A 21044-nucleotide genomic window follows, 5' to 3' on the forward strand; every position below is an offset into this window, starting at 1 on the left:
TGCTCCTTCAGCTGTCAACGTGTACGTACGCTGCGTACGTTCGGTGGGCAACTATCACCAGTTCACCGCAGCCGAGCGCCGCGACACTGACGATCTGCCTAATACCCCCGAAGGGGGGACGCGAGGGGGGCGTGAGAGCGCACGGGGATCGTCAGACGTGCGCCCCTGCTGCGTCTGCCCGCGCCTGTGATGACGACACCGGGCAGACCACTCAGCCAGGGGTGGAACCTCGCCAAAATCCATTGGCTGGTCGTTCGGGTTCACCAGGTGGGCAGTGTGCGCCCCGAGGTGTGCCACGGGCACATTCCAGCTGAGGCACGGGGGCGCTCGACACCGGCGCCACGTGCGAAGACAGGGGCGGAGCCGTACCTCGGCGCACCCCTCCGCCACCTCGAACACCCCCGCGGCCCATGGCCGCCCGCGCTCGAACGTCGGTCGTCGACCCATCCCCGAACGAAGGAGCTGCCCGCCTTCCATGCCCTGTGGCCTGTGATGAAGCGCCAACACCAGGAGATGGCGGGATATGCACCCTGCTTCCCGGGCCGCGAGCCCCGCACACCTGAACCGTGGTCGTCGGGCATCCCGTTCGGATCGCCGTTCATGCCCGCTGTACGAGACGTCACCCGTACCACCCGACCTATCCGCCCCCTCCATTGCGGACCGAAGCTGTCCGCAACTTTGACTACCGTGGGGTCATGGCCCTTGCGAAACAGCCTCCCGTGCTCACTGCCCGCGCTCTCAACCGCGCCACCCTCGACCGACAACTCCTCCTGCGTCGTTCACCGCGGGCGCGGATGTCGGTCCTCGGCGCGATCGAGCACCTCGTCGGCCTCCAGGCACAGAACGTGAAGCCCCCGTACGTCGCCCTTGCCGCTCGACTTGCCGACTTCGACCCACAGGAGCTCTCCGCGTTGATGGCCTCGCGTGAGGTGGGCCGGCTGGTGACGATGAGATCGACCATCCACACCCACTCGGCGGCAGACGCCCTGGTTCTGCGTCAGCTGGTCCAAAGCGGCGGCCCCGCCCGTGAGCTGCGGATGTTCCAGGGCGGGCTCCAAGGAGTCGATCTCGACCAGTTGACCGTCCTGGCCCGCGAACTCGTCGAGGGCGAACCCCGAACCATGAAGCAACTGCGCGAAGCGCTCCTCGCCCGATGGCCGCACGCCGACCCGCAGTCCCTCTCCATCGCCGCCCGCTGTCTGCTCCCGCTGGTGCAGATCACGCCCCGCGGCCTGTGGGGCAGCAGCGGCCAGGTCAGGTTGACCACGGCGGAGCACTGGTTCGGACGGACCGCAGATCCCGCGGCCACCGTGGACGACCTGGTGTTGCGCTACCTCGGAGCCTTCGGGCCCGCTTCCGTCAAGGACATGCAGACCTGGTCCGGGCTGACCCGGATGCGGGAGGTCTTCGTCCGGCTGCGCCCCCGGCTGCTGGTCTTCCGCGATGAGAAGGGAGTCGAGCTGTTCGACCTCCCCGACGCGTCCCGCCCCGACCCGAGCACCCCGGCACCGCCGCGCTTCCTGCCCGAGTACGACAACCTCCTGCTCTCGCACGCCGACCGCAGCCGGGTCGTCGCCCAGGACGAACACAAGTCGCTGACCTGGCGCGGCAACCAGTCGTACCCCACGCTGCTGGTGGACGGCTTCCTCGCCGGGATCTGGCAGCTCACCCAGACCGAAGGCAGGGCAGGCAGCGAGTCCAGCAAGTCCAGCAAGTCCAGCAAGTCCAGCAAGGTCAGCGAGACCGGCGAGGCAGGGGCGAACAGGGCGACCCTCACCGTGCAGCTCTTCGCACCCCTTGGCAAGGCACAGCGAGCAGAGGTGGCCGAGGAAGCCGAGCGGACACTCAGCGCACTGTCCTCAGCGGCGACGTACGACATCCGCTTCGGCCGATTCCTCGACTGAGGACGATGCCCCCCGGTCGCCTCAGGCGCCCGGACGCGAGAACTCAACCGGCGGCCGTCGCCGCCCGCAGGGTCCCTTCCGCCGCGGGACGCTCGCCGGGCGCGTCGATCAACCGCCTTGCACACGAAGGCGTCCCGGGCGTCTTCGCCACGGTTCGTGCCGGCCCCGGGGCCGTCAGCTGCGGATCGATGGTGAGGGTCAGTACGCCCAAAGGTTCGGCGAGCGCACGTACGACCGGCTCGGCGAGCCTGATCCATGCCTGCTCCGCACCGAGAACCGCGGCGAGCCGCTCACGGCTGGTGAACCCCACGGCGGTCCGCACCCCGAGCGGCGTACGAAGGAAGCACAGGTGATGGCCCGCGACCCGACCGAACCGCACCGGGACGTAGAGCGCCGCTACCGGCCCCGGACGATCACCCTCGCCGTCATCTGCTGTGTACATGGTTCTCCTTGCAGCTCTGATCGCACCGAAGACGACCACGACCCGGCCCAGCAGGCCGGGGGCCGTCTCCCGGTCGACGCACGAACGTCGACCGGTCAGTGCGACGCTAAGCCGCATCGGATGCTCCGGGTACGGGCCCTGATGCGCCGCTGACGCCGAAGCCCCCGTCCTTGACGACTCCCCAGCACCCGGGCACGGGCGGCCGGCATCCGCGGCGATCCGCCGGTTACGGCAGCACCCCGGCCCGTCGTGCCGCCACCACCGCCTCCAGCCGGGTGTGCGCCCCCAGTTTCCGCATGGCCGCGCGGAGATAGCCCTTCACCGTCTCCGGTCGCAGCCCGAGCCGCTCAGCCGCCGCCGCGTTCGTCGCCCCCGCCGCGACACAGGCCAGCACGTCGACCTCGCGGGGGGCGAGCCCCACCGACTGCACGGACCGTCTGGTGCCGCTGCTCGGCGCGGCATCCGACCGCACCCCCGCTTCGGCCAGCCGCCCGCAGACCGCCAGCAGCGTCTGCCGAAGCTCCGGGTCGGCCACCTTCGGGGCCAGTGCGCGCAGTTCACCGTGCACCTCACGGACCTCCTCCCACGCACCCCGCCCCGCCACCGGCTCCCGGGCCACGGCCAACAGGCCCTGGACCTCGTCACGGACCACGAGGGCCTGCTCCACGTCGCGGGCAGCGGCGACCGCCGCGTCGAAGGTCCGGTCACCCAGCGGCACCGGCCGCCGCAGCGCCCCGTACAGCACCCCCCGAACGCGTCGCCGGACGACCACCGGTACGGCGAGGACCGAGCGCAGGCCCTCCGTGGACACCGCGGAGTCGTACTCATGACTGATGTGCCGGGCCTCGCGGTAGTCGGTCACCGCACAGGGCCGGGACAGGGCCATGGACTTGCCGCCCAGACCATTGCCCGTGCAGATCGACAATCCGTGCAGCGCGCTCGTCTGCGCTCCGCTCAGTTGGGCGATCCGCAGTCGTTGGGCATCGTGCAGCAGTCCACCGAAGGCGATCGGCAGACCCGTCGCGCGGCGCAGGCGCACCAGCGCCGCCCGCATCTCCACCGCCTCGGTCGGCTCGGACAACACCGTTCCACTCCCTCTGTTTCCGTCTCACCACCCCCGATCGGGGGTGGTGAGACGTAGGTCACTGCTAACACGATGCTACTGAGTGGTGTGGCAATGAGGAGGGCACATGGCTGCAAGCAGCACGACCGAGGAGTTCCGGGTGGCCCGGGACTTCCTGCTGCGGCACCGGGAGGAGTACCAGCACGCCTACGACGGCTTCGTCTGGCCCCGGCCCGAGCAGTTCAACTGGGCCCTCGACTGGTTCGACGCTATCGCACGGGGCAACGACCGGACCGCGCTCCACATCGTGGAGGAGGACGGCACGGAGACCCGCCTCTCGTTCGCCGAACTCTCCGTCCGCTCCGCCCGTACCGCGAACTGGCTGCGGACCAAGGGCGTCCGGGCAGGTGAGCGGATCGTCGTCATGCTGGGAAACCAGTACGAGCTCTGGGAAGTCGCCCTCGCGGCCATGAAACTGCGGGCCGTCGTCATCCCCGCGACCCCTCTGCTGGGCTCCGCCGACCTCCGCGACCGAGTGGAGCGGGGTCGGGCCGGGCATGTGCTCGTACGCTCCGAGGACACCGACAAGTTCACCGATGTGCCGGGCGAATACACCCGCATCGCCGTCGGGGCGCCGGTCGACGGCTGGCTCCCCTACGGGGACGCAAGCTCCGCCGACCCCGTCTTCGTACCCGACGGTGTCACCCGATCCGATGACACGCTGATGCTGTACTTCACCTCCGGCACCACCGCCCGGCCCAAACTGGTGGAGCACACCCACAGCTCCTACCCCATCGGCCATCTCGCCACGATGTACTGGATCGGGCTCCAACCCGGGGACGTCCACCTCAACATCTCATCGCCGGGCTGGGCCAAGCACGCCTGGTCCAATCTGTTCGCGCCCTGGAACGCCGAAGCCACCGTCTTCATCCACAACTACACGCGGTTCGACGCGGCCCGGTTGATGTCCGAGATGGACCGGGCGGGCGTCACCAGCTTCTGCGCCCCGCCCACCGTCTGGCGGATGCTGATCCAAGCCGACCTCACCCGACTGGAGAACCCGCCACGGGAGGTGGTCGCGGCGGGCGAGCCGCTCAACCCGGAAGTGATCGAGACCGTCCGCAGGGAGTGGGGGGTCACCGTGCGGGACGGCTTCGGGCAGACCGAGACCGCCGTCCAGGTCTCCAACAGCCCCGGCCAACTCCTTAAAGCGGGGTCGATGGGCCGGCCGAGTCCCGGCTACCGGGTCGAACTGCTCGACCCCGTCACCGGCGCACCGGGCGCCGCGGAGGGAGAGATCGCCCTGGACCTGACCACCGCTCCGGTCGGTTTGATGGCGGGTTACCACGGCGACCCCGAACTCACCGGACAGGCGATGTCGGGCGGCTACTACCGCACCGGTGACATCGGGGCGCGCGATGTCGACGGATACATCACCTACATCGGCCGTTCGGACGACGTCTTCAAAGCGTCCGACTACAAGATCTCGCCGTTCGAGCTGGAGAGCGCCCTGCTGGAGCACCCGGCGGTGGCCGAGGCGGCGGTGGTCCCCGCGCCCGATCCGCTGCGGCTCGCGGTGCCCAAGGCGTACGTGGTGTTGGCCGACGGCTGGGAGCCGGGCCCGGAGACGGCGAAGCTCCTCTTCGCCCACTCCCGCTCGGTGCTCGCCCCGTACAAGCGGGTGCGGCGGCTGGAGTTCGCGGAACTGCCCAAGACGGTCTCCGGGAAGATCCGCCGCATCGAACTGCGGGAGCGCACGGCGAAAGGTTCCATCACCACCGAGTACGACGAGGGAGATTTCCGATGAGTCTGACCGAGGCACCCTCCAGGGAGCGGGGCGTCGCCGACGCCCCGCTCTCGTACGCCCACGGCACCGGAGCGACCCCGCTGCTCGGGGAGACCATCGGGCAGCGCCTCGACCGGGCCGTCGCGGCCCGTCCCGACGGAGAGGCGTTGGTCGACGTGGCCAGCGGCACCCGTTTCAGCTACGCCGAGTTGGGGGCCGCTGTCGACCGGCTCGCGCGTGCCCTCATCGGCATCGGCGTCAGCAAGGGCGACCGGATCGGCATATGGGCCGTGAACTGCCCCGAGTGGGTCCTGGTGCAGTACGCCGCCGCCCGGGTCGGAGCGATCATGGTGAACATCAACCCGGCCTACCGCGCCCATGAATTGGAGTACGTCCTGCGGCACGCCGGCATATCCGTGCTGTGCGCGTCACAGCAACACAAGAGCAGTGACTATCGTGCCCTCGTCGCCGAGGTCCGCGACCGCTGTCCCGGACTGCGCGCGGTCCACTTCATCGGCGATGGATCCTGGGACGACCTGCTGAACGCGGCGCACACCGTGGCGCCCGCGCAACTCGCCCATCGTGAAGCGGAGTTGTCCTGCGACGATCCGGTCAACATCCAGTACACCTCGGGAACCACCGGATTTCCCAAGGGGGCCACCCTCTCCCACCACAACATCCTGAACAACGGCTACTCGGTGGGCGAGACCCTCGGGTGCACCGAGTTGGACCGGATATGCCTTCCCGTCCCCTTCTACCACTGCTTCGGGATGGTGATGGGCAATCTGGCGGCCCTGACCCACGGGGCGTGCATAGTGATTCCCGCTCCCACCTTCGACCCCGGGGCGACCTTGCGGGCTGTGGCCTCGGAGCGCTGCACCGCCCTGTACGGGGTTCCGACGATGTTCATCGCGGAGCTCAACCTCCCCGACTTCGCCTCGTACGACCTCACCTCCCTGCGCACCGGGATCATGGCCGGTTCGCCGTGCCCGGTGGAGGTGATGCGACGGGTGGTCAGCGAGATGCACATGGGGGAGGTGTCGATCTGCTACGGCATGACGGAGACATCCCCGGTGTCCACCCAGACCCGCCGTGATGACGATCTGGAGCGCCGTACGGGCACGGTCGGCCGGGTGATGCCCCATGTCGAGGTCAAGATCGTCGACCCGGCGACCGGGACGACCCTGCCCCGGGGTGAGGCCGGTGAGCTCTGCACCCGCGGCTACAGCGTGATGCTGGGCTACTGGGGCGAACCGGAGCGAACCGCCGAAGCCGTCGATCCGGGGCGCTGGATGCACACCGGCGACCTGGCGGTGATGCGCGACGACGGATATGTGCAGATCGTGGGCCGGATCAAGGACATGATCATCAGGGGTGGCGAGAACGTCTATCCCCGGGAGATCGAAGAGTTCCTCCACACCCATCCGAAGGTCGCCGACGTACAGGTCGTGGGCGTCCCCGACCAGCGGTACGGCGAGGAGATCCTGGCCTGCGTCATACCCTGCGACCCGACCGATCCGCCCGCCCTGGACGAGCTCACCGCCTACTGCCGCGACCGGCTCGCGCACTACAAGATCCCGCGCAGGCTCCAGATCCTGGACGGCTTCCCGATGACCATCAGCGGCAAGGTGCGCAAGGTGGAGTTGCGGGAGCGGTACGGCTGACCGCTTGCACCGGCCCGTTGCCCGCAGGACCCCTCAGTACCTTCCGGGACGGTTCAGCACCGTTCAGTCCGTGGCCCGCAGTGGTCCTCATCCCGGGGCGAGTCGGATCAGATGGCCCGCCGCATGCAGACCCTGGGCCACCGGTCGAGCCCTAGTTCCCTTTCCTGACGCCTGATCCGCCGTAGTCCCTCGCTGAGTTCCGCCTCTTGGAGCGGGCGAAAGCCCAACCGCGCGTAGTACGGGGCGTTCCAGGGGACCTCGGCGAAGGTCGTCAGGGTCAGTGCGGTCAGTCCGGCGGCGGCGGACCGTTCGGCCAGTGCCTCGATCAGCAGCCGGCCGAGCCCTCGCCGTGCGGCGCTCGGATGGACCGACACCTGCTCGATGTGGGCCGCGCCGTCCACCACCTCGTCCAGGAGGTACGCCAGCGGTGGGCCGTCGTCCTCGACCGTGACCCAGGCGCCCCCAGCCCGTCGGTGGCCCTCCAGCACCTCAAGGCTCGGGGGATCGTCGTCCGCGATCTCCGTCATCCCGAGGGCGCGGAAGGGCTCTCCCGCCGCCCTCTCGATGTCCTGGAGGCGGGGGAGCTCTGCGGCCGTGGCGGGGCGGATGCGCATGGGGGAAGTATCGCTGAGCGCGGGGACGGTGCGATCTGCGGGTGCGCCCGGGCCCGAGGCCGTACGCAGGGCCCGCCCGCACTGCCTGCGCTCGGCCATGCGCCCATGGCCCTTCCGGTGTCAGACCCCGGTGGAGACCAACTCGGCCGCCTGGGTGTTGACCGGCTGGGGGCTACCGGTGAGGTCCATGCTGAAGAGGGCGACCCCGAGGTCGTCGGCGCGGGTGCGCGCGTCCCCCGCGTAGCCGGCGAGGGAGAAGTAGACGGTGGTCTCCGCCGCCGCGGTCAGTCCGGTCAACCAGAGGCACTCCACATCGCGCGGTGCGGCCGGCTGGGTGGACGGATTGACCTGTGCCGTGAGACCCGGGCCACGGAGGTCTATGGCCGGCGCGAGGGGGGTGTCGACGGGGGGTTCGGGCCGGGCCTCAGGGAGGTGGATGTCCTGTTGGACCACCTCGCGGAAGCCCAGCCACTTGAGATAGAGCTCCGCCATGGTCACGGCGTCGCGCGCCGTGCGGATGGCGATCGGACGGAAGGCGGGCCGGGGTGAGTTCGCGGTCCTCGGAAGCGGTATGTGCGAGGGCTGGGGAGCGCTCTGGGGCGCCCCGGACGAGCCCGTGCCGGCGTCCTCCGCGGACCTCACGGGGATGCGCAACAGCGTTCCGCAGGGGCAGCCCAGTTCCGGCTGCGGCCAGTGGTCCAGCCGTCCGCACTGCTCGCAACGGACCTGTACCCAGTCCTCGGCCCAGGTGCGACGGAGGAACCTCTCGGGCGCGGTGCCGTGCTGCAGGGGTGGGGAGAGGGAGGCTCCGCAGACGCACGGGTAGACCGGTGCCGCGAACTGGTGGTCCCGCAGGCACGACGGACAGCGCACCCGCAGTGATTCGGCCATCGAGTTGCCCCCAGATCCTGGCTCATCCCGGCAGTTGCCCTGCAATGTGCTCATCCATCGTCCACCAGTAGAGGGGGGTTTGGGGAGGGTCTCGGCCATCCCTTGACTCGGAAGCAACCACATTCTTACGTTGCCGTCCGAATGGCGAGTCTTTTCTCCCGTATGCCGCAATGATGGGGGAGATCGGCGGGTGTTGACGCCGTGTACGACCGGTGGCCGTTCCCGGACAACGGCCCTGCTTCGCGTGTTCAACATACGGAAGCGGGGACGGTCGCGCCGGCGTCGGCGACCGGGTGGCCACACCGTGCTCCGTGCCCGTCCGGGCCGGGTAGTGCGCTCTCACGGGGACGCTGGTCGCCGGGATGATTCCGTTATGGTCATACGCGAACACCCCGGGTGCGTCGTCACCGTGACGGTGTCGACCGCCCTCCATCTGCGGCCTGCGACCGGGGCGTGGGGGACGGGCGCAGACGTCCCGGAGCGCTGTTTGGTGGGGAGCAGCCCCGCGGAGCCCTCCCGTAGGAGTCGCTGGGGGAGCGCCGGGGGAGAACGAGTGTTCGGTATGGATGCAATGGGGGCACAGTGCGACTGAGGGTCGAATTCACCACCGAACCCTTTGACTTGGACGAGCCACCCGCTCATGCAACGGTCGCCCGTGCGGTGATAGAAGCCGCTCCCCTGGACGTGGTGGAGGTCGGGCCGTTCGGCAACACGGTGGAAGGCGCATCGGATGCGGTGCTGGCCGTGCTCGACGACGTACTGCGCCGCACTGTGGCAGCGGGGGCCACCCGGGTCTCCGTTCAGCTCAACGTCGTGCGGGAGGCGGGCGAATGACCGGGCCGGCCGAGCATCCCCTGCTGGCCGCGGTACGGCCACTCGTCGATGCCCTGGGCGCCGAGTTCATCGTCCCCGCGCGGGCCGCTGCCGACGATGTACTCCTCGCTTGGGAGGGCGAGGAAGTCATCGCCGTACGGCTGCCGGGGTTGTCCGAATCACTTGACCGCATTCTCGCGGCTCTGGAGCGTCACCACGGACGACCGCTGTCCGAGTTGGACCGCAAGACCAAGCAGGACGTGGTGCGGACCTTGGAGACGCGGGGCGCCTTCTCCGTGCGGCATGGCGTGGAGACGGTGGCGAGTGCGTTGGGCGTCAGTCGCTTCACCATCTACAACTACGTCAACCACGCCAATGAGCAGCGGGCCAAGGCGCGGGGGGCCGGGGAAGCCGCGCCGCGGGGCGATTGATCGGAACCCGCTCCCGAGGTCCGCGCCGGGCAAGGAGTCCGGCGGTGGCGTCGCGGTCATCGGTGGCACCGGGTCCATCAGGCTCTGCGCGCGATCGCCAGGGTGGATGCGATCGCGACGACATCGCCGAGGTCCGCGACCGCTGTCCCGGACTGCGGGGTCCTCGCCCGCTCTTCGTCGACGCATGGCCGCCCTCGTTAGATTTCAACAAACTGTTGACGCCCGTCGGTCGGGGGCGTTAGCTGTGCGCAGGCCGGTTCCATGCTCCTGCGAACGACGTCCAGGGAGACCTCGTGCCATCGAGCCCACTGCGCCCTCCGGAGGGAGCGGCACCAACGCAGCCGCCGGGACTCACCCGGCTGAACAGCCTGGCGAAACCCGAGGCGCTCGACCTCCTGCGCGAGGTGTGCGCAAGCCCCCGCTGGGTGAGTGGGATCATCGCCGGGCGCCCCTACCCGGATACCGAAGCCCTGCTGAGCGCCAATGACACGATCACCGCGAGCCTGACCGTCGAGGACCTGTCCGACGCCTTGGCCGGGCACCCGCCCATCGGCCGGCCCACACCGGCAGATCCGGTGTCCGCACGGGAGCAGCGGGGCATGGGCGAGGCGAGCGACGACCTCAAGGCCGAGATGGTAGAACTCAATCTCGCCTATCAGAAGCGGTTCGGTCATGTCTTCCTGATCTGTGCCACCGGGCTGAGCGGTGAACAGTTGAGGGACGCCCTCCGCGGTCGGCTGGTGAATGATCGGGAACGAGAACACGACGTCGTGCGAGCCGAGTTGGGAAAGATCAACCGGCTTCGGTTCCTTCGGCTCACCGCCGGGCACTAGAGCTGTTGCCCGGACGGCAGCCCCACCCGACCTCTGTTTCCAGCCTGGTTGGCGACGTATGACGGTGGCGCTCGCGACGCCCGGCCGGAGACCCGAACCGCGTAGGGAATGAGGGGCGATGAGGAGCGAATCCACTGCCTTGGTGTCCACTGCCTCGGTGTCCACACACGTCCTGGACACCGCCGTCGGACGTCCCGCTCAGGGCGTACCCGTGCTGCTGGCGTTCCGATCGTCGACGGACGGCGCCTGGCAGGTGTTGGGCGGGTCGACGACCGACGGAGACGGCCGCTGCCAGGACCTCCCCGTCCCACCGGCGGGCACGACTCACGTCCGCCTGGAATTCCGGACCGAGGAGTACTACGCGGGCGAACCCGCTCCGAGAGGGGCAGCCCCTTCCGGCGCCGACCGGAGGGAAGCCGTGTTCTTCCCGGAGGTGACGGTGGCCTTCGCCGTCAACGCGGGGGAGCACCACCACGTACCCCTGCTGCTCAGTCCGTTCTCCTACTCCGTCTACCGAGGGAGCTAGCACCGATGCCCGTTCTCGGCCAGAACCAGTACGGAAAGGCGGAGGTCCGAGTCGTCCGCGTGGTGAGGGAAGGTGCCGTTCACCATCTGAAGGACCTCAACGTCTCCATAGCACTCTCCGGCGACATGGCGGATGTGCACCACTTCGGTGCCAATACCCATGTGCTCCCCACGGACACCGCGAAGAACACGGTGTACGCCTTCGCCAAGGAACACGGGATCGAATCCGCCGAAGAGTTCGGCATACGTCTTGCCCGGCACTTCGTGCACTCTCAACCGCCCATACACCGCGCACGCATCCGTATCGAGGAATTCGGCTGGGAGCGCATCGGGGCTTCGGACATCGGTGACGATGCGACGGGCGGTCACTCCTTCGTCCGCCGCGGCTGTGAGACCAGGGTCTGCCAGATCACCTACGACGGCGAGCGCTGGCAGGTCATCTCCGGCCTCCAGGACCTGACGGTCATGAATTCGACGGACTCCGAGTTCTGGGGTTACGCCAAGGACGAGTACACGACCCTCCAAGAGGCGTACGACCGCATGCTCGCCACCGAAGTGTCCGCCCGGTGGCGCCATTCCTGGGAATCCGATGAACAGCCCGTGCCCTCGTGGGACGACTCCTATCAACGGGTCAAGAGGAGCATCCTCCGGGCGTTCTGTACGACCTACTCCTATTCGCTCCAGCAGACGCTGTACGCCATGGGCGCCTCGGTCATCGAAGAGAGCCCGGGCATAGAGGAGATCCGGTTCTCGCTGCCGAACAAGCACCATTTCCTGGTCGACTTGGAACCCTTTGGCCTCAGCAATGACCACGAGGTCTACTTCGCCGCGGACCGCCCGTACGGGCTCATCGAGGCCACGGTCCTCAGGAACGGGGCCGTCGCGGCTATTCCGGTCGATCTGCCGGCCGTGTGACGGGACTGCCTTCCGCACATCCGGGGGCCTAACGGTGGAGGTTCAAGCAGTTGATCACCCCCTGACCCTGCCCTGACAGCGTCGGGTGCACCGGTCAGGGTGGATCGTTTGGGCAGGGAACGGCGAGAACCACAGCAGAGAGGACATGGCCGTATGACGGCTTTCCGCATCGTCATCGAGAACTGTGCCATCGCCACGGTGGATCCGGTCGACACCGAGTACCCGAAAGGGCACATCGTGGTCGCGGGGAACCGCATCGAGTCGATCGGCGCGGGAGCCGCGCCGGCCGGACTGCGCGATGTCGTCCGGCGCATCGACGCCAGGGGCCATCTCGCGACCCCGGGCCTCGTCAACACCCACCACCACTTCTACCAGTGGATCACCCGTGGTCTGGCCACCGACCACAACCTCTTCGACTGGTTGGTCGCCCTCTATCCGACCTGGGCGCGGATCGACGAACAGATGGTGCGGGCCGCCGCACGGGGCTCACTCGCCATGATGGCGCGGGGCGGGGTCACCACCGCGATGGACCACCACTACATCTATCCACGTGGCAGCGGCGACCTCTCCGGTGCGATCATCGGCGCCGCCCGGGAGATGGGCGTCCGGTTCACCCTGGCCAGGGGTTCGATGGACCGCGGGACATCGGCCGGCGGACTGCCCCCGGACTTCGCCGTGGAGACGCTCGACGCCGCACTCGCAGCAACCGAAGAGACCATCGACCTCCACCACGACGACGCGAGCGACGCCATGACGCAGATCGCCGTCGCCCCCTGCTCGCCCTTCTCCGTCTCCACCGACCTCCTGCGCGAAGGCGCACGCCTCGCCCGCAGCAAGGGCGTTCGTCTGCACACCCACGGCTCGGAAACGGTGGAGGAGGAGCGCTTCTGCAAGGAACTCTTCGGAATGGGGCCCACGGACTACTTCGAGTCCACCGGCTGGCTGGGGCCCGATGTCTGGATGGCGCACTGTGTCCATATGGCCGATGCGGACATCGCGACCTTCGCGGGTACCGGCACCGGAGTGGCCCACTGCCCCTCCTCCAACGCCCGACTGGCCGCGGGGATAGCGCGGGTGCCCGACATGCTGGCGGCCGGTATCGCCGTGGGTCTTGGCGTGGACGGGACCGCGTCCAATGAATCGGGCGAGCTCCACACCGAACTGCGCAACGCCCTCCTGATCAACCGCCTCGGCCGTCATGGCGAGGCAGCGCTGACGGCCCGTCAAGCGCTGCGGCTGGGCACGCACGGCGGCGCCCGTGTCCTCGGGCGCGCGGAGCAGATCGGCTCCCTGGAGGTGGGGAAGCTCGCCGACCTCGTGCTGTGGAAGATGGACACGCTCGCCCATGCCTCGATCGCCGATCCGGTGACCGCGCTGATCCTCGGCGCCGCAGCTCCCGTGACGCTGTCACTCGTCAACGGGAAGCCGGTCGTCGAGGACAACCGGCTGATCACGGTGGACGAGGAGGAGATCGCGCGCACCACCCGTACCGAGGCGCAACGCCTGATGAGCATCGCCGGGCCCCGTTGATTCCAGGTGAGCCGAGGCGGGTGGGTACAACTCGTGCCGTGCGGTTCGCACGGCCGGCCGATCCTCCACGGGCCCCACTGTCAGACCCGCATGCCATCCTCAAGGCATGGATCTTGAACGGGTTTTCGCAGATCTGGACGGCGTGCCCTGGGCCGATCTGGACCACGCCTACGGGCAGGCGGACGACCTACCGGACCTGCTGCGCGCACTCACCGGTGACCAGGAGCAGTCGACCGAGGCTTTGGTGGAGTTGGGGGCCAGCATCCTGCACCAGGGCACCGTCTACGGAGCGACAGTGGCGGCCGTGCCCTATCTGGCGCGTCTCGCCGCGGCGGACGTGCGCACCGTGGAGATGCTGCTGCTCCTGGGCGGAATAGCCGAGAGCGAGGACGAGTTCGCCGCGCCCCTGCCAGGTGCTTGCCGGGCGGCCGTGGTGGAGCAGCTCCCGTTGATCCTGGACCTGCTGGCCTCCGACGACGTCGATGTGCGCCGGACGGCGGCCTGGGCAGTCGGCCGCACCGGCTGTGTGTCGGCGGCGTCGGCGCTTCGCCGGCTGTGGGCCGACCCGCACGAGCGGCATCCAGGTGTCCGCGCGGAGACCCTGGCGGCCCTGGCGCAGCTGGACCCGGAGGGCACCCCTCCAGAGCTGCTGTCGGCCCTGGACGCGGCGGAACCGGCGGTGCTGCGGGTCACCGCCGTCATGGCGGCCGTCGACGCCGGGATGCCGTTCTCCACCACGCACCAGAGCGTTCTGGTGTCCCTCCTTCCGGCCGCACCGCATATCGCGGACCGCTGCGACCAGGAACGGACGGAGCCCCTGCGCCAGGTGGTCGACGTCCTGCTGCGGCGTGACACCGATGAAGACCGTGCCTCGGCGTTCGCCCTGGTCGAAGCCGCGCTCCGACTGACGGAGCCCGCGGCGAGGGACGAGGCACTGTGGGCCGCGGAGCACGCCTGCACGATCTCGCGCAGTGCCCCGGGACGGCTCGCCCCCGCACTGGTCCCGCTGCTGGGCGACCCCTCGTTCCACCGTGTCGCGTCCCTGCTGCCGATCCTGGACCAGCTCGGCAGCCATGCCGCGCCCGCTGCGCCCGCACTGGCGGAGCTCGCCGCGACGGACGGCGACCTCGGGGACCGGGCGCTGGCGGTGCTCGCCAGGATCGCTCCGGAGCAGGCCGCCCTGCTGCTCGCCCGGGACCTGGAGAACCGCACGATCACCCTCGCCTCGGTCACGGGGACCCGGGGGCTGCGCCCCGGACATCGCCTGCCCTATGCGCCCGAGCTGTTGAACGCGATCCGCATCAGCCTGTCCCATCTGGCGACGGCGGACGAGGCACCGAGCCGCGGACCCGTGGAACTGCTCGAACTGCTCGCGGGCTGGGGGACACGGGCCGCCGCAGCCCTACCGGAACTGACGCGGGCCCTGGACGCGTTCCCCACCTCGGTGCCGGCCGCGCTCGTGGCGATCTGTCCCCCGAACCGCACCGCGGCCGTCGCCGAACTGCTGCGTCGGGCGGCCGTGGCCGGTGAGGTGGAGGCCCGCTGTGCGGCAGCGGAGGCCCTCTGGCGGCTCACGGGTGAAACGGGCCCCTTGGTGGTCGCCCTCCAAGCGGCCCTGCGCGAGGGCAGCCCCGCCCCACATCTGGTCGAGACCGCCGGACGGCTGGGGGCGGCGGGCCGTGAGCTCGTCGCGGAGCTGCGGTCCGCCCTGACCTCCGCGGGTGTCGGGCGGACGAACTTCGAGCTGGAGACGGACCTACAGATCGCCTTGGCGCTCTGGCGGCTCACGGGCGACGGCGACCAGTCGGTGCACGTGGTCGGAGCGGTGCTGGCGGAGACCGCGGAGAGAATGTGGAGCGGCAGGACACGGACGAGTGCGGCGCGGGCCGCAGCCGAGATCGGACCGGCCGCCAAACCGCTCATCCCCGCCCTTGAAGCGCTGCTCAGCGACCCGGTGCAGGTCCCCGGGGCGGTGCTCGCGCTCCGGTCGGTGGGCCACCCGCTCCAGGCGGACCGGGCCGCCGATCTTCTGGTGACCTCCGCCGAGCTCGACGCGGACCCGATAGGGGCCCTGGAAGCCCTGCGAACGCTGGGGCCGGGGGCCCTTGCTCCGGCAGTGATCACCCGGCTGACGGCCCTGGCCGAAGGCGATCTCAGGGTGGCGATCTCCGGCCGTCGGACGGAGATCGTCGCCGCCGACGAGAGGCTGCGGACCTCCGCCCGAGCACTGCTCCCCGGATGACCTCATGACCGCGCCTTCCTGACCCCGTCTTCGCGTCTCCCTGACCCCATCTTCCTGACGGGGAAGCGATGACCAGTCCCCTGTCCGTGATCGTGACCGCCCCCGTGACAGGGCACGCATGTCCCCCTGCGGTCAGGAGCCCTGTCCGTACCGCTGTCCATGGCCGACCCGTCAGCCGGACGATGAGTCGCCCAGTCGGCGAGTGCCGCCACCCGCGTGGGAACCCGCCCGGTCTGCCCCGTGCCGGACCGGGCGGGAGAACGACCCTCTTCAGTGAAGAGGCCAGTACGGTCGCGGTGCGCCCCAGGAGCACCCCGACCATGCGGTCATGCCTCGGGATGCCAATCGGGGCGCCGACCGCTGCGCCCCACCACTTGATCCAGCAGCGGTGCGTCTTCGGGCACGTCGACGGCCGGGCCGAAGATCGTGCCACTGCCACCATCTCCGTCGGTGGGCTCCAGCAGGGCGTACGACACGCGCAGGCTCGCCTCGTCCGGTGCATAGGGCTGACCGGTGGCCCGGGCCAGGTCCCAGCCATGCACCACCAGTTCGTTGAGGGCGACCTGACCTGCGATGGCCGCGGGTAGATCGATGCCTCCGGCACGGGTCTGCCCCTCCCAGGCCGATGGCGTCGACCAGGCCCGGGACAGCTCGTCGAGCCTGCGCGGCAGCGCGGTCCGCCAATCGCCCGGCAAGGTGGGCAGCGCCGACTGGGGATCGGTGTCCGTCGTGGCCCCCAGCTCCTTGCGGGCGGCGTCACGGAACGCGCCCGCAAGGCCGATCAGATGTCCCAGCAGTTCCTTCACGGCGTAGTCCGGACAAGGGGTGGGATCGTCGAGACGCGCGTCCGCGACGCCTTCCGCCAGCCGGGCGACCGCTTCGGCGGCGGGGTGGAGATCGTGCAGGGGGTTCGTCGGGTTCGTCGTCATGCAGAGAAGACTGTTCGCACCGCTCGAACTCATCGCCCGGCTGCTGATCGACCGATCGACCGATTGCTCTCAAACACGGCCCAAGCCGACGTGCGACCCGGCTGCCCCTGTGATCCATTGAATCCCGGTACCCGCACTCCATCGACCAGCCGCGGGGCCGGGACAGAGACGGGGCCCGAGCGATGAGTGCGGAAGCCGGAACCGATGGTTCTGATGTCTGCGCTGCCCTCACTGCTTTCGCTGCCCTCACTTCTTTCGCTGTCCGCGCTGCTTTTCCGGGTCGCGAAGTGCTCGCAGTTCCCACAGTTTCCGCAGTTCCCGCAGTTCCCGCAGTTCATGGTGTCTCTGTCGCCTTGTCCCGACCGTTGGCGCACATCCCCTGCCGGGTGTGGCGATGAGTACCCCCGAAGTCCGGGAGGCTGCCCCTGAGCCACCCGATGGACCCGAACCGAAGCGGCGTTTCGCCTTCCCGAGCGCTCTCACCGTCCTCGCCGTGGTCACCATCGCGGTCTGGGCACTGGCCTTCGTCATTCCGCCGGGCGCCTACGACCGCACGGACGACGGCGCGCCCATCGAGGGCACCTACCACCGGGTCGACAGCGGACAGAGCTTCGTCGACCGCCTCAACGACCTGTTCCTCGCACCCGTCAACGGCCTCTACGGCATCCAGGACCAGTCGACCGGCGTCGTCGGCCCCGATCTCGCGGGCGAACTGTACGGCAGCGCAGGAGTGTTCCTCTTCGTTCTGGCCATCGGCGCCTTCATCACCGTCGTCTTCGCGACCGGAGCCCTGGACCGGGGCATCGCACGGCTGGCCCATCGGCTGCGGGACCGCGGTGCGCTGCTGATCGCCGCGGTCATGCTCGTCTTCTCCCTGCTCGGAACCGTCGAGGGCTTCGCGGAGGAGACCCTCGGCTTCTACGGGCTGATCGTCCCCCTGATGCTGGCGCTGGGATACGACCGGATGACCGCCACGGGAACGATCATCCTCGGTGCCGGTGTCGGAGTGCTCTGCTCCACCGTGAACCCGTTCGCGACGGGGGTCGCCTCCTCGGCGGCGGACATCTCCCTGGGCGACGGCATCGCCTTGCGCGCCGCGATGTGGCTGGTGCTGACCGCCGTGACCATTGCGTATGTCATCCGCTATGCGCGCCGGGTGCGCAGCGACCCGAGTAGATCGCTCTCCGGATTCCTGCCAGGCGACCGCGAGCGGGCCACGGCCGAGACGTCCGAACCGCCGGACCTCACCGCACTCCACAAGACCGTCCTGGTGGTCGTCACCCTGGTCTTCACCTTCATGATCTTCTCCGTCGTCCCCTGGGCGAGCGCACTCACCGGGGATGCGCAGGCCACTCCGTACGGTTTTGAGCTCGGTTGGTCCTTTCCGGAACTCGCGGCGATGTTCCTGGTCGCCTCGGTGCTCGTCGGGCTGGTCGCCCGGATGGGGGAGCAGCGGCTCAGTGCCACGATCACCCAGGGGGCGGCGGACTTCATCTCCCCGGCACTGGTGATCGTGCTGGCCCGCGGAGTCACCGTGATCATGAACAACTCGATGGTCACCGACACCGTGCTGCACTCCATCGAGGGCGTCGTCCGGGGAACGTCGTCCGGCGCCTTCGCCGTGATCGTGTTTCTGGTGAATCTGCCCCTGGCATTCCTGATCCCGTCCACCTCGGGTCATGCCACCCTCGCCATGCCGATCCTTGCCCCGCTGGCCGATTTCGCCGGGGTCTCCCGTGCCGTGGTGGTGACGGCCTGGCAGTCCGCGAGCGGTTGGATGAACCTCTGGGTGCCCACGACCGCCGTCACCATCGGTGGCGTGGCCCTCGCCAAGGTCGGCTACGACCGCTACCTTCGCTTCGTCTGGCCGCTGCTCGCCATCCTGGCCGTACTGATTTGCGGGTTCCTGGTGGCCGGCGCGGCGCTGACCTGATCGACGGCGGGTCGTCGGGATCTCCATCACACGGACGCGGTCCCAAAGAAGCGGAAGCGATCCCACCGCAGGGCGGTATCGAGCCGACGGACATAGCCGGACCGATGCCCTGCAAGGCCCTCAGACCGTGCGGGTGCATTCCCCGTTGAACGTCAATCGGGCTTGAAAACGGCCTCTCACCATGCACTATAGGTCTGGACCATTCCGTCTCCTTGCGGAGGTTAGACCGTGCAACGTCCCCCCACACTCCCCGCGTTGGTCTGCGCGGCGGCACTCGTCCTCACCGCCTGCGCCGGCGAGGACAAGGACTCCAAGGCCCCCACCACACCCTCCGGGGTGACCGCGCAGGCGAGCAGCGCCACGTCCGTCCACGTCATGTGGGAGAACTCCTCCGATGACAAGGCCGTCACCGGTTATGAGGTGTTCGAGGGCGAGAAGCGGGTCAAAGAGCTACCCGCGGCCAAGAACATGGTGGACATCAACCGCCTCACCCCCAAGACCGCCTACAGCTTCACCGTCCGCGCCCGCGACGCGGCGGGCAACCTCTCCAAGCCAAGTCCTGCCATAGCCGTCACCACCCCCGAGCCGACACCCGAGGACAAGCAGCCCCCCACCAGTCCCGGCAAGCTCACGGGCGCACTCGACGGCAAGACCCAGGTCCGGTTGGAGTGGCAGGCAGCCAGCGACAACACCAAGGTGACCTCCTACGACATCTACCAGGAGGACTCCCGCATCCACAGCGTGCCGGGTACCGAGACCAAGGCCCTGGTGCCCGGATTGCGGCCGGGTACCGTCTACTCCTTCACCGTGCGGGCACGCGACGCCGGGGAGAACTCCTCGCCCGACAGCAACCCCGTCGATCTCACCACTGCGGCGGCACCCGGCAAGGGCGCCAACACGGCACCCACCGATCTGAAGTTCACCGTCCGCAAGGGCGTCGTCGATCTGAGCTGGATGCCACCTGACGTGGACGGGCCGATCGAGACGCACGAACTCCACATCAACGGCAAGTTGGCGACGACGATCGTCTGGGGCGTCATACCGGAAGGCAAGACCGTGACTCATGAGATGGTCGTCCCGGATCCGCCTGGCACCCGTCTCAGCATCAAACTTCGGGCCAAGCTCCCCGACGGCAAGTGGGGTGACTTCTCCGTACAACGGACGGTGATCGTGCGCTGATTCGGGCCGTCAACCCGTACGCGTGGTTCGGCGGGGTGTTCGACGACGACCGTCGTTCCGCCCTCGAAGGGCGGGCACCCTGCCCCCGCATTTCCGTACGACGCGCCGGACGCCGGCCGAACGGCGCGTCGTACGCGGCGGTGCCGGCCCGTTGGCCGTGGTGGAGCGATGCTCGTGCCCGAACGGTCGGCTTCGCCGCTGCACCGTTCGTCGGTTCCTCAGTACCGGGCGGCGAACATCACGAAGGCCGCCCACACCTTGAGGGAGAGGGAGAGGACCGGGCCCGCGGCGTCCTTGGAGTCCCGTACCCGAACCGTCCCGGGGCAGGCCGCCACCTCCACGCACTCCCCGCCGCTCCCACTGCTGTGACTGCTCTTGAACCAGATAGGACGGGTCACGGTGCACACAGTCGCTTGGACATCCATCTCTCTCCCAGCAACTTCTCCAGAAAGGCCAGAGATTCGCCCGGGCTGAGCGCCTGGGCTCGCAGCAGTCCGTATTGCTCCTCGAACTCCCGGACCGCCTTGCGCTCCGAGTGGATTCGGCTGTCGGGATACGCCTCGACGTAGGCCACTCGGTTTCCTTCCCTTGCCCCGATCAGATTGAAGGGACCACCCAATCCGGCGTGTTCTTCCCGGTCCGTCGGCATGACCTGGATCTCGACATGGCGCTCACGGCCGCGGCGCAGGATCTGCTCCAACTGGCCGCGCAGCACCTCCACCCCGCCCAGGGGTCTACGCAGGACCGTCTCCTCGATCACAAAACTGAGCATGGGCAACGGGAGGCGGGAGAAGAGTTCCTGCCGGGCGAGGCGGGCCGAGATCCGCTGCTCCATGACCTCCTCTCCCAGCAGCGGGCGCCACATGGCGAACACCGCCCGGGCGTAGTCCTCCGTCTGGAGCAGACCGGGGACCGCATGGGTGGCGTACACATGGAGATCGGCCGCTTGTGCCTCAAGTCGAGCGGCGTCCCGGAAGAACGCCGGATACTGCGCCCGGGCGACTTCGTCCTTGCTGGCTTTGAGGACCCCACCCGCATTGAGCACTTCATCGGCCCGGTCGATGAACTTCCCGGGTGGAATGCGCCGGCCCTGCTCGAAGGAGGCGATCGTGGATGCCGAGTATCCGGTCAGCCTTCCCAATTCCGGTCGCTCAAGCCCTTCTCGTACCCGGAGCAGTTTCAGCTGTTGTCCAAAGACACACAGGATTCCGGCTCCCGGCTCGCACTCGGAATCGCGCTCCGGCTGCTGATCGTTCATGACCCCCGAACCTCCCGCCCCGGAGCCGGTCCCGCTCCGCGTCGCTCACAACGGCGTTCCCGACGGGTACGGCCCGTGCCTACCGGGGCGTC

Annotated in this window: 19 protein-coding genes; 12 read left to right on the plus strand and 7 right to left on the minus strand. The window is 69.0% G+C overall.

Going from position 1 to position 21044, the window contains the following annotated elements; genetic code table 11:
- Positions 1-695 precede the first annotated feature (695 nt).
- Entirely contained in the window at positions 696-1904 is a 1209-nt protein-coding gene (locus tag ACFXJL_RS30750) for a winged helix DNA-binding domain-containing protein (RefSeq protein ID WP_384697828.1), read from the plus strand.
- A gap of 43 nt (positions 1905-1947) precedes the next feature.
- Here the strand turns inward: ACFXJL_RS30750 and ACFXJL_RS30755 are convergent, their stop codons facing one another.
- Together ACFXJL_RS30755 and ACFXJL_RS30760 are read right to left on the minus strand one after the other, a co-directional pair.
- The gene (locus ACFXJL_RS30755) at positions 1948-2346 is read right to left on the minus strand and encodes an SAV_915 family protein (protein WP_384697831.1); all 399 of its coding nucleotides are present in this window, start codon (positions 2344-2346) and stop codon (positions 1948-1950) included.
- Positions 2347-2572: 226 nt separating this feature from the next.
- Positions 2573-3427: a response regulator transcription factor gene (locus ACFXJL_RS30760; RefSeq protein ID WP_384697834.1), complete on the minus strand. Its 855-nt coding sequence runs from the start codon at positions 3425-3427 to the stop codon at positions 2573-2575.
- Positions 3428-3536: 109 nt separating this feature from the next.
- Here ACFXJL_RS30760 and ACFXJL_RS30765 point away from each other — a divergent pair, with 109 nt between their 5' ends.
- Both ACFXJL_RS30765 and ACFXJL_RS30770 read left to right on the plus strand, forming a co-directional pair.
- Complete coding sequence (locus ACFXJL_RS30765) at positions 3537-5216, plus strand: AMP-binding protein (protein WP_358877942.1); 1680 nt, start codon at positions 3537-3539, stop codon at positions 5214-5216.
- A complete protein-coding gene (locus ACFXJL_RS30770; protein ID WP_384697836.1) occupies positions 5213-6859 on the plus strand; it encodes an AMP-binding protein in 1647 nt (548 codons plus the stop codon). The genes ACFXJL_RS30765 and ACFXJL_RS30770 overlap by 4 nt, the downstream gene beginning before the upstream one ends.
- A gap of 107 nt (positions 6860-6966) precedes the next feature.
- On the opposite strand, the gene ACFXJL_RS30775 is transcribed toward ACFXJL_RS30770, so the two are convergent.
- A complete protein-coding gene (locus tag ACFXJL_RS30775) occupies positions 6967-7473 on the minus strand; it encodes a GNAT family N-acetyltransferase (protein WP_384638751.1) in 507 nt (168 codons plus the stop codon).
- Between the two features lie 120 nt (positions 7474-7593).
- Entirely contained in the window at positions 7594-8418 is an 825-nt protein-coding gene (locus ACFXJL_RS30780) for a hypothetical protein (protein WP_358877940.1), read from the minus strand.
- 528 nt (positions 8419-8946) lie between these two features.
- Here ACFXJL_RS30780 and ACFXJL_RS30785 point away from each other — a divergent pair.
- The 7 genes from ACFXJL_RS30785 (at position 8947) to ACFXJL_RS30815 (ending at position 15653) form a co-directional block, all read left to right on the plus strand.
- Positions 8947-9198, plus strand: a complete 252-nt coding sequence (locus tag ACFXJL_RS30785) for a thiamine-binding protein (protein ID WP_358877939.1) — start codon at positions 8947-8949, stop codon at positions 9196-9198.
- The gene (locus ACFXJL_RS30790; RefSeq protein WP_358877938.1) at positions 9195-9608 is read left to right on the plus strand and encodes a helix-turn-helix domain-containing protein; all 414 of its coding nucleotides are present in this window, start codon (positions 9195-9197) and stop codon (positions 9606-9608) included. The genes ACFXJL_RS30785 and ACFXJL_RS30790 overlap by 4 nt, the downstream gene beginning before the upstream one ends.
- Positions 9609-9901: 293 nt before the next feature.
- Positions 9902-10441 (plus strand): 2-oxo-4-hydroxy-4-carboxy-5-ureidoimidazoline decarboxylase, encoded by a 540-nt coding sequence (uraD, locus tag ACFXJL_RS30795; RefSeq protein ID WP_384697840.1) that lies wholly within the window; start codon positions 9902-9904, stop codon positions 10439-10441.
- 118 nt (positions 10442-10559) lie between these two features.
- A complete protein-coding gene (gene uraH, locus ACFXJL_RS30800) occupies positions 10560-10967 on the plus strand; it encodes a hydroxyisourate hydrolase (RefSeq protein ID WP_358877937.1) in 408 nt (135 codons plus the stop codon).
- Between the two features lie 5 nt (positions 10968-10972).
- Entirely contained in the window at positions 10973-11881 is a 909-nt protein-coding gene (pucL, locus tag ACFXJL_RS30805; RefSeq protein WP_358877936.1) for a factor-independent urate hydroxylase, read from the plus strand.
- Positions 11882-12034: 153 nt separating this feature from the next.
- Positions 12035-13411 (plus strand): 8-oxoguanine deaminase, encoded by a 1377-nt coding sequence (locus ACFXJL_RS30810; RefSeq protein WP_384697844.1) that lies wholly within the window; start codon positions 12035-12037, stop codon positions 13409-13411.
- 106 nt (positions 13412-13517) lie between these two features.
- A complete protein-coding gene (locus ACFXJL_RS30815; protein ID WP_384697847.1) occupies positions 13518-15653 on the plus strand; it encodes a HEAT repeat domain-containing protein in 2136 nt (711 codons plus the stop codon).
- Positions 15654-15979: 326 nt separating this feature from the next.
- Here the strand turns inward: ACFXJL_RS30815 and ACFXJL_RS30820 are convergent, their stop codons facing one another.
- Positions 15980-16582 (minus strand): TIGR03086 family metal-binding protein, encoded by a 603-nt coding sequence (locus tag ACFXJL_RS30820; protein ID WP_384697850.1) that lies wholly within the window; start codon positions 16580-16582, stop codon positions 15980-15982.
- 394 nt (positions 16583-16976) lie between these two features.
- On the opposite strand from ACFXJL_RS30820, the gene ACFXJL_RS30825 reads away from it, so the two are divergent.
- Positions 16977-18515: a YfcC family protein gene (locus ACFXJL_RS30825; RefSeq protein ID WP_358877932.1), complete on the plus strand. Its 1539-nt coding sequence runs from the start codon at positions 16977-16979 to the stop codon at positions 18513-18515.
- A 228-nt stretch (positions 18516-18743) separates the two neighbouring features.
- Positions 18744-19694: a fibronectin type III domain-containing protein gene (locus tag ACFXJL_RS30830; protein WP_358877931.1), complete on the plus strand. Its 951-nt coding sequence runs from the start codon at positions 18744-18746 to the stop codon at positions 19692-19694.
- Positions 19695-19912: 218 nt separating this feature from the next.
- Here the strand turns inward: ACFXJL_RS30830 and ACFXJL_RS30835 are convergent, their stop codons facing one another.
- Both ACFXJL_RS30835 and ACFXJL_RS30840 read right to left on the minus strand, forming a co-directional pair.
- Positions 19913-20119 (minus strand): DUF397 domain-containing protein, encoded by a 207-nt coding sequence (locus ACFXJL_RS30835; protein WP_384638718.1) that lies wholly within the window; start codon positions 20117-20119, stop codon positions 19913-19915.
- A complete protein-coding gene (locus ACFXJL_RS30840; protein WP_329024673.1) occupies positions 20089-20952 on the minus strand; it encodes a helix-turn-helix transcriptional regulator in 864 nt (287 codons plus the stop codon). Before ACFXJL_RS30840 ends, ACFXJL_RS30835 begins: the two co-directional genes overlap by 31 nt.
- Between the last annotated feature and the right edge of the window lie 92 nt (positions 20953-21044).

The sequence above is a fragment of the Streptomyces sp. NPDC059256 genome (genome assembly GCF_042753785.1).
Taxonomy (GTDB): Bacteria; Actinomycetota; Actinomycetes; order Streptomycetales; family Streptomycetaceae; genus Streptomyces.